We start from the raw sequence: 7,995 nt of genomic DNA, 5'->3' as shown, positions 1-7,995 counted from the left end.
ATCACCACGAAGCTGTCTTCGCCGCTGAAGCCGGGCTCGGGCGTGTAGCTGTACGTGCCGTCCGGGTTGATCACCAGCGCGCCGTGCGCCGGCGGCGTGTCGACCGTGATGGCCAATGCGTCGCCGTCCGGATCCACCACGCCGAACGCGCCATCCACCGGCTGGCCTTCGTTGGCCGTCACGGTCGTGATGCCGGTGGCCGGGTCGAAGCTCTGGCCGGGGATCTGCGGATCCACCAGGTGCGGCGCGTCTTCCGTCGCGCCGATGGCGACGACCACGGTGGCCGGCGTCAGGTTGCCCTTGCCGTCATCGACCATGATGACGAAGCTGTCTTCGCCGTTGAAGTCGGGGTCCGGCGTGTAGGTGTAGCTGCCGTCCAGGTTGATCACCACCGTGCCATGCGCGGGCGGCGTGTCCACCGTGAAGTTCAGCAGGTCGCCCTGCAGGTCCAGCGCCTCGATGCGCCCTTCCACCGGAAGGTCCTCGAGGGCCGTCACGGTGATCGTTCCGGTGATCCCGTCGAAGCTCTGGCCCGGAAGCTGCGGGTCCACCAGCTGCGGTGCCTCGGGCAGGACGTTCAGCTCGATGACGATGGGCGTCAGGTTGCCGTTGCCGTCGTCGGCGATCACCACGAAGCTGTCTTCGCCGCTGAAGCCGGGCTCGGGCGTGTAGCTGTACGTGCCGTCCGGGTTGATCACCAGCGCGCCGTGCGCCGGCGGCGTGTCGACCGTGATGGCCAATGCGTCGCCGTCCGGATCGACCACGCCGAACGCACCATCCACCGGCTGGCCTTCGTTGGCCGTCACGGTCGTGATGCCGGTGGCCGGGTCGAAGCTCTGGCCGGGGATCTGCGGATCCACCAGGTGCGGCGCGTCTTCCGTCGCGCCGATGGCGACCACCACGGTGGCCGGCGTCAGGTTGCCCTTGCCGTCGTCGACCATCACGATGAAGCTGTCTTCGCCGCTGAAGTCGGGATCGGGCGTGTAGGTGTAGCTGCCGTCCAGGTTGATGACGACCGTGCCGTGCGCGGGCGGCGTATCCACCGTGAAGTTCAGCAGGTCGCCCTGCAGGTCCAGCGCGTCGATGCGCCCTTCCACCGGAAGGTCCTCGATGGCGTTCACGGTAATGGTGCCGGTGACCGCGTCGAAGCTCTGGCCCGGAAGCTGCGGGTCCACCAGCTGCGGTGCCTCGGGCAGCACGTTCAGCGCGATGACGATGGGCGTCAGGTTGCCATTGCCGTCGTCGGCAATGACCACGAAGCTGTCTTCGCCGCTGAAGCCGGGCTCGGGCGTGTAGGTGTACGTGCCGTCCGGGTTGATCACCAGCGCGCCGTGGGCGGGCGGTGTGTCCACCGTGATGGCCAATGCGTCGCCGTCCGGATCGACCACGCCGAACGCGCCATCCACCGGCTGGCCTTCGTTGGCCGTCACGGTCGTGATGCCGGTGGCCGGGTCGAAGCTCTGGCCGGGGATCTGCGGATCCACCAGGCGCGGCGCGTCTTGCGTGGCGCCGATTTCCACGATCACCGTGGCCGGCGTCAAGTTGCCCTGGCCGTCGTCGACCATGATGACGAAGCTGTCCTGGCCGTTGTAGTCGGCGTCGGGCACGTAGGTGTACGTCCCGTCCAGGTTGATCACCACCGTGCCGTGCGCGGGTGGCGTGTCGACGGTGAAGTTCAGCAGGTCGCCTTCCGGATCCAGGACCGCGATGCGGCCGTCCACCGGCGTGTCTTCGGCCACCGTCACGGTGACCGTGGCAGTGGCCGCGTCGAAGACCTGGCCTGCGATCCCCGGGTCCACGACGCGAGCCGCGTCATTGACCGGGATCACGTTGATCGTCACCGTCGCGCTGGCGAGCGCGCCGAGGCTGTCCGTCACCGTGTAGTCGAAGCTGACGGCGCCGTTCACGTCGGCCGCGGGCAGGAAGTCGATCTTGCCGTCGATGCCGATGAACACCTGTCCGCCCGGAACGTCGATGATCTGCTCGCCGCCCGTGAGCGCCGTGCCATTGATGGAGGCGAGGCTCGGCTTGCCGTCTTCCACGTCGCTGTCATTGGCTAGCAGGTCGATCGTGCCGCGCGTGTCTTCCAGCACGTCGAAACTGACGCCCTTGGCGATCGGCGCGTCGTTGACGGCATTGACCACCACGTTCACCGTGATGGGCGTCACGCCGCCTTGGCCGTCGTCGGCCAGGATGGTGAAGATGTCGGTACCGGCGAAGTTGTCGGCGGGCGTGTAGCTGTAGGTGCCGTCGGCGTTGACCACCAGCGTGCCGTTGGCCGGGCGCGTGCCGGCGCTGAAACTCACGGGATCGCTGTCGGGATCGGCCGCGAACACCTGGCCGGCCAGCGGCGCGTCCTCCGGCGCCGTCGCGGTGTATTCGCCCGTGGCCATGTCGAAGGTCTGGCCGGGCACCGAGATCGGAGGTGCGGCCGGCAGCGGGCTGTCGGCGGCCGAGCCCACGCTGACCGTCACCTTGGCACCGCTGACGGCGCCGGCGCTGTCGCGCACGGTGTAGTCGAAGGTGAAGGTGCCGTTCACGTTGAGCGCGGGAACGAAAGTCAGTGTGCCGCCGATGCCGACGAGCACCTGTCCACCCGGAACGTCGATGGTCTGCACGCCGCCCGTGAGCGCCGTGCCGTTGATGGAATCGATCACCGGCTTGCCGTCTTCCACGTCGCTGTCGTTGACCAGCAGGTCGAGCGTGATTTGCACGTCTTCCGGTATGTCGAAGGCGACGTCCTTGGCGACCGGGGCGTCGTTGACCTGCGCGACCACCACATTCACCTTGATGGTCGTGACGCCGCCGTGGCCGTCGTCGGCCAGCAGGGTGAAGCTGTCGGTGCCGGCGAAATCGCTGGCCGGCGTGTAGCTGTAGCTGCCGTCGGCGTTGACCACCAGCGTGCCGCTGGCCGGCCGGGTGCCGGCGCTGAAGCTCACGAGGTCGCCGTCGGCGTCGCTCGCCGCGATCCGGCCGGCAAAGGACGCATCCTCCTGTGCCGTCATCGTGTATTCGCCCGTGGCCGCGTCGAAGGTCAGCCCCGGCACATCGTCGACCTGAACCGGCAGCGGCGCATCGTTGACCGCCGTGATCTTCATGACCGTGGTCGCCGGGCTGGAAGCGTTGACGCCGTCGTTGGCGCTGATCACGATGTTGCGGTCGACCGTCGAGAGGGCGTCGGAGGTGGAGCTGAACTGCACCGCCTTCAGCGCCGCCAGGTAGGCGTCCCGCGTGGCCAGGCCGCTGAGGGTGAGCGTGAAGGTATCGGCGTCGTAGCTGGCGGCGATGCCGGCCGGCAGCGTGGCGCCCAGGGCCAGCACGTCGCCCGCCTGGCCGTTGCCGATCTTCACCGTCAACGATTGCAGGTTGGCGCTGTCCAGGTCGGTGATCAGGGTGTCCGGCGCCACGACGGCCACGCCGACTTCGTTCTCGCTGTAGTGGGTGACATAACTGTCGACGTCCAGGCGTGCGGCGTCCAGGATGAGACCCGAGCCGCTCTTGGCACCCCCGCCGTCCGTGTTGCCCCTCGATGCGAACCGGATGGTGGCGCTGCCAGTTTCCGAGGCCGTGAACGTCACGGTGTAGCGCTGCCAATCGGTGCGGGAAGTCTCGTAGTCATAGACGACGTCACCCCCCGCGGCGCCGATCACCGTGGTGCGCCCCAGGTCGTTGCCCGTGGAACCGACGGTGCGGGTGTGTGCATACCAGCTGAGCGTGTACGTCTGGCCAGGGACCAGGTTGCTGACGGTTTGCTGGATGTAGCTCGAGCCCACCGCGCCTTCGACCTCGACGACCTGGGCACCTTCAATGGGACCCACGCCGTAGGATGAAGCCTTGCCGTGTTCTGGCAATCCCTTTTCCGCCGTCCAGCCGTCCGCTTCGAACGAGCCGTCCACCAGCAGGCTGTGCCCCGGGCTCACCGTCGGTGCCAAGCCGCTGGCGGCCAGCAGCGAGGGGCTGGCACCGAGGCGCGTAGCGCCGACGGCCGGGTCCTGCGTGGCGGGCGCCGCCATTTGATCGACCTGCGCGAGCGCCGCGCCCACGTCGGCGTCCGCCGGCTGCTGCTCGGGGGCCGCCTGGTGGGCCTGCTCCACGACATGCTCGGCCGTCGCGGCCGCGGCCGCGTCGAGCAGCACGCGCGGCTCCAGCGCCTGCAGTTGAGCGTGGCGCTTGCTCGCCTGGACGGACGGTGCGCGGCGCGCGCCGGCGGTGGACTTGCGCTTGGATGGGGTGGACTTGAACATTTTTCTCTCCTTGATCTTTCGAAACGACAGCCTTGGCGCGTGATGGATTGGCCTTGGCATGTCAGGCAGCCAGGCACGAGGCCGGCTGCGTGGAAGTTTTGGGTACGCCTCGGTGTCAGGCCCCCGCTTCACGCACGAGGACGTGCAGGATTCGGCGCAACGCGCGCATCGCCAGGCTCTGGGGCGCGCCCCGCACCTGCATCTCGCCGCGCACCTCGGTGACCAGCGGGCCGCTGCCGAGATTGGCCGCCGAGGCGGAGACCTCGAAGACGGCGTGCTCGGGCATTGCCCTGCCCTTCAGCGGCCGGGCCGCCACCGGTCCGCCGTGGTTGGAGGCCAGCACCCAGTTGTCCAGCTCCTCGGCGGCGGAGGCGCCGATGCGCGTGATCTCGATCTGGCGCGGCGGCTGCAGGTGCAATTCGTCCTTGAATTCGCCGGCCGCTCCGGCCTGGATGCGCCGCAGGTCTTCGGCATCGACATAGCCGCGCACCTCCAGATCGCCCTGCCGCGCGACCAGCGCCAGCTGGGTCTTGTCGTCGACCCAGCGGCCGGCCTTCAGCTCGGGCGCCAGGTCGACGACCACGCCGTCGATCGGCGCGCGCACGGACAGCCTGGCGCGTTCGCGCTCCAGCCCGCTGATGCGATCGCCTTCCAGGCCCAGCTGGCTCGAAAGCACCAGGCTCTGCGACAGGTCGCGATCGTCGACGCTGCGGCGGTCCAGGCGCCTTTGCAGCAGGACGCTCTTGTCGCGTGCGCTTTTCAGCTCCTGGTCGATCTCCGGCACCGACAGCTGCATCAGCAACTGGCCGGCCCGCACGCGATCGCCCTGGCGCACGCGGATGGATTCGATCCGCGCCGGCTGCGGCGCGAACGCCGGTGCCTGGTTGGCCGCGCTCAGCATGGCGGGAATGCGCACCGTGTAGGGGAAAGGCACCAGCAGCACCGCCGCCAGCAGCAGCAGCGCCAGGCTGGTAAAGCGCAGCCGGCGTCCGGCCTGCCCTCTGCGCTCGAGCCACACGCGCACTTCGCGCCAGATGGGCAGCACGATGAACCAGCCGATCTCCACCGCGAACAGGAAGATGCCCAGCAGCTTGAAGAAGTAGTGGTAGACCAGCAGGGCGATGCCCAGGAACAGGAAGAAGCGATAGACCCACACGGCGTACGAGAAGGCGATCAGGAACAGCTTCTGACGGCCGTGCACCGGCTCGGGCTGTTCGTCGCCCCAGCCGAACAGCTGCTCGCGCAGCCACCAGCGGCCCATGGCGAAGGCGCGCTCCTGCAGGTTGGGGTAGCCGGTCAGGTCGCTGAACAGGTAGTAGCCGTCGAAGCGCATCAGCGGGTTCAGGTTGACCGCCAGGCTCATCACCCAGCCAGCAGTGGCCAGGGCGAAAGCGGCGTGGCGCAGCCCGCCGTCCGGCAGGAACACCCAGGCCAAGGTGGCCAGCACGGCAACCACGAGCTCGACCGCCATGCCGGCAGCGTCGATCAAGACGCGCTGGGTGCGCGTCGGCAGGCGCCAGGCATCCGTGGTGTCGGTGTAGAGGATCGGCGCCATGACGACGAAGGCCACGCCCATGGTCGTGACGCGCGATCCCATGCGCACCGCGGTGTAGCCGTGGCCCAGCTCGTGCAGCGTCTTGACCATCGCCAGGCTCAGGCCGTAGGTGACGACGCCGGCCACCGAGAACATGTCCGGGAAGGTCGCGAGGAACGGGTCCCACTGGCGCGACACGAGATACAGGCCCAGCAGCGCCAGCACCGCGATGGCCAGCCAGAAGCCTGGCCTGAAGAACACCGAGACCCAAGGCAGGGTGCGCCGAAGGAAGGCGTCGGGCCGGGCCAGTGGCACCTTGAAGAACAGGTAGCCGTGCAGCAGGTGGCTGCCCAGCGAGCGCTTGCGCGCCTGTGACTGCTGGCGCACCCGCGCGTAGGTCTGCTGCGGCACGGCTTCGAGGAGCTCGTTGCGCTGCAGGAAATTCAGCAATGCGCTGATCTCTTCGTCGCTGGGCGCGTCCGCGCCGGCCTGCTCGACCGCGGCGCGCATGCGGCCGACGGTGCCCGCGTCCCAGTGAGACAGCATGTCGACGGCACCTCGGTCGATGGCGAAGAAGCGCTGGGCCACCGGGTCGTGGATCCGCCGCTGCGTGGGCTGGCCGGCGCGGACACCGTCTGCGCCGCCCTCGATCAGACGCAGGTCCTGCCGCAGTTCAGGCAGCGGCAGACTGCCGAATTCGTTCTGCCCCGCGGGCGCCGGCGCGGTGGTCATGGCTTGTGCGTGCGTGGCGTTCATATCCCGCTCCATTGGCGCAGCGCGGTGATCGGGCGGCGCAGGAGGTAGTAGATGAGCGAGACCGGCTCGCCATACACGCGCGCCGTTCCGCGCAGGCCCAGGCGCTCTGGAGGCGCATTCGCGTCGTCCGCGCGGGCGGTGACGGCGAAGTTCGCCATGCCGGTGGCGTCGGGCTCGGCCTTGTAGGCGGCGCGCACCACGTGCGCGTCCAGCGGCGCCATCGGCGCGGCGTCCAGGAACACCTTGATGCGGGCGTTCTCGTGGACGTTGACGGCATCGGCCACCGGCACCTTGATCTGGTATTCCACCAGCTTCGGGTCGGCCACGCGCATGATGGCCTCGCCCACCGCCACCGGCCGGCCGGCCCAGTCGCGCGGGTCGCCGAACAAGGCGACGCCGGCCTGGCGGGCGCGAATGATCGACTTGTCCAGCATGGCCTGTGCGTAGTCGCGCTCGGCCTTTGCCACGCTTTGCTCGGTCTGCGCGATTGCGAGCTCGTGCTTGGCCGTGGCATCGTCCACCGCAGCCTGCTGCAGGCGCAGCACCTTGGCACGGGCGACTTCCAGCTTCTGGTTGGCGACGTCGAAGTTGCTGCTCAGCGTGGTGTCCACCAGCTGCACCAGTGGCGTGCCTTCGCTCACTTGTGCGCCTGGCGCCACCAGGATGCGTTCGACCACGCCGCGCACCGGGGCAGCGACCACGAAGGGGTCCTGCGGCGTGACTTCCACCGGCGCCAGCGTCGTGAGGGGGACGCGCACGAACACCAGCGCCGCGGCGGCGGCCACGGCCACCAGGCCGAGCTTGGACGGGTGTTTGCGCCACGCGGCCGGCGGCTTGTCGCGACCGGCGATGGCGCTCAGCCCATGCGCGTAGGCCAGGGCCAGGCGTTCGGCCAGCTTGCAGTGCGCGTCGTCCCACGGCAGCTCGCGCGCCAGCAGCCAGCCGGCACGAACGGGCCGTTCTCCATCGGCCAGCGGAACCCACATCAGGTGACGCAGGGAGGCTTCGTCGGTGCACGGGTCGGCCGGATCGGCATGGGTCGGCAGCTCGAACAGCTGCACCTTGCGCGCGGCCTCGCCGGGCTGCTGCCAAAGCGTCGCGCCGATGTTCTCGTACCAGCGGATCATGGGCGCGTCGCGGTTGACGCGCGCCAGGCCGGAAACAGCCACCGCTTTCCACGGCCGGGCCTCGTGTTGCGGCGCCGTGGCCGACGCGCTGTGCAACCAGCGCCGGCGCGGCGCGGCAACGTTGTTCGCCTGCAGGACCACGGCCTGCCGGAAGGGCAGCAGCGCCACCGGCTCGTTGGCCAGGTGCTGCCACAGCGCCTCGCGGGTGGCACAGCGCCGGATCTCGCCTTCGATGCGGATGAGGTGCATGGCCGACGGACTGGAAGCGCTTCGCGCCGCCTGCTTCGGCGGGTTCTTCGCATCGTTTCGAGGGGCGGTGGCAAGTGCCGTCATG

General features: G+C 69.2%; 3 protein-coding genes. All 3 read right to left on the bottom strand.

The window, feature by feature from the left end; translation table 11 throughout:
* The coding region (locus tag ACIPRI_RS26605; RefSeq protein ID WP_446624511.1) for an Ig-like domain-containing protein at window positions 1-4,244 on the bottom strand (4,244 nt) is incomplete at its 3' end.
* Between the two features lie 115 nt (window positions 4,245-4,359).
* Window positions 4,360-6,534 (bottom strand): HlyD family efflux transporter periplasmic adaptor subunit, encoded by a 2,175-nt coding sequence (locus tag ACIPRI_RS26600; protein ID WP_446622794.1) that lies wholly within the window; start codon window positions 6,532-6,534, stop codon window positions 4,360-4,362.
* Window positions 6,531-7,994, bottom strand: coding sequence for an efflux RND transporter periplasmic adaptor subunit (locus ACIPRI_RS26595; protein ID WP_446622793.1), 1,464 nt, complete (start codon window positions 7,992-7,994; stop codon window positions 6,531-6,533). The genes ACIPRI_RS26600 and ACIPRI_RS26595 overlap by 4 nt, the downstream gene beginning before the upstream one ends.
* Window position 7,995 lies beyond the last annotated feature (1 nt).

The sequence above is a fragment of the Variovorax sp. LARHSF232 genome (assembly GCF_052871435.1).
Note: the sequence above shows the minus strand (reverse complement) of the source record. Positions and strands in the feature narration are given on the sequence as shown.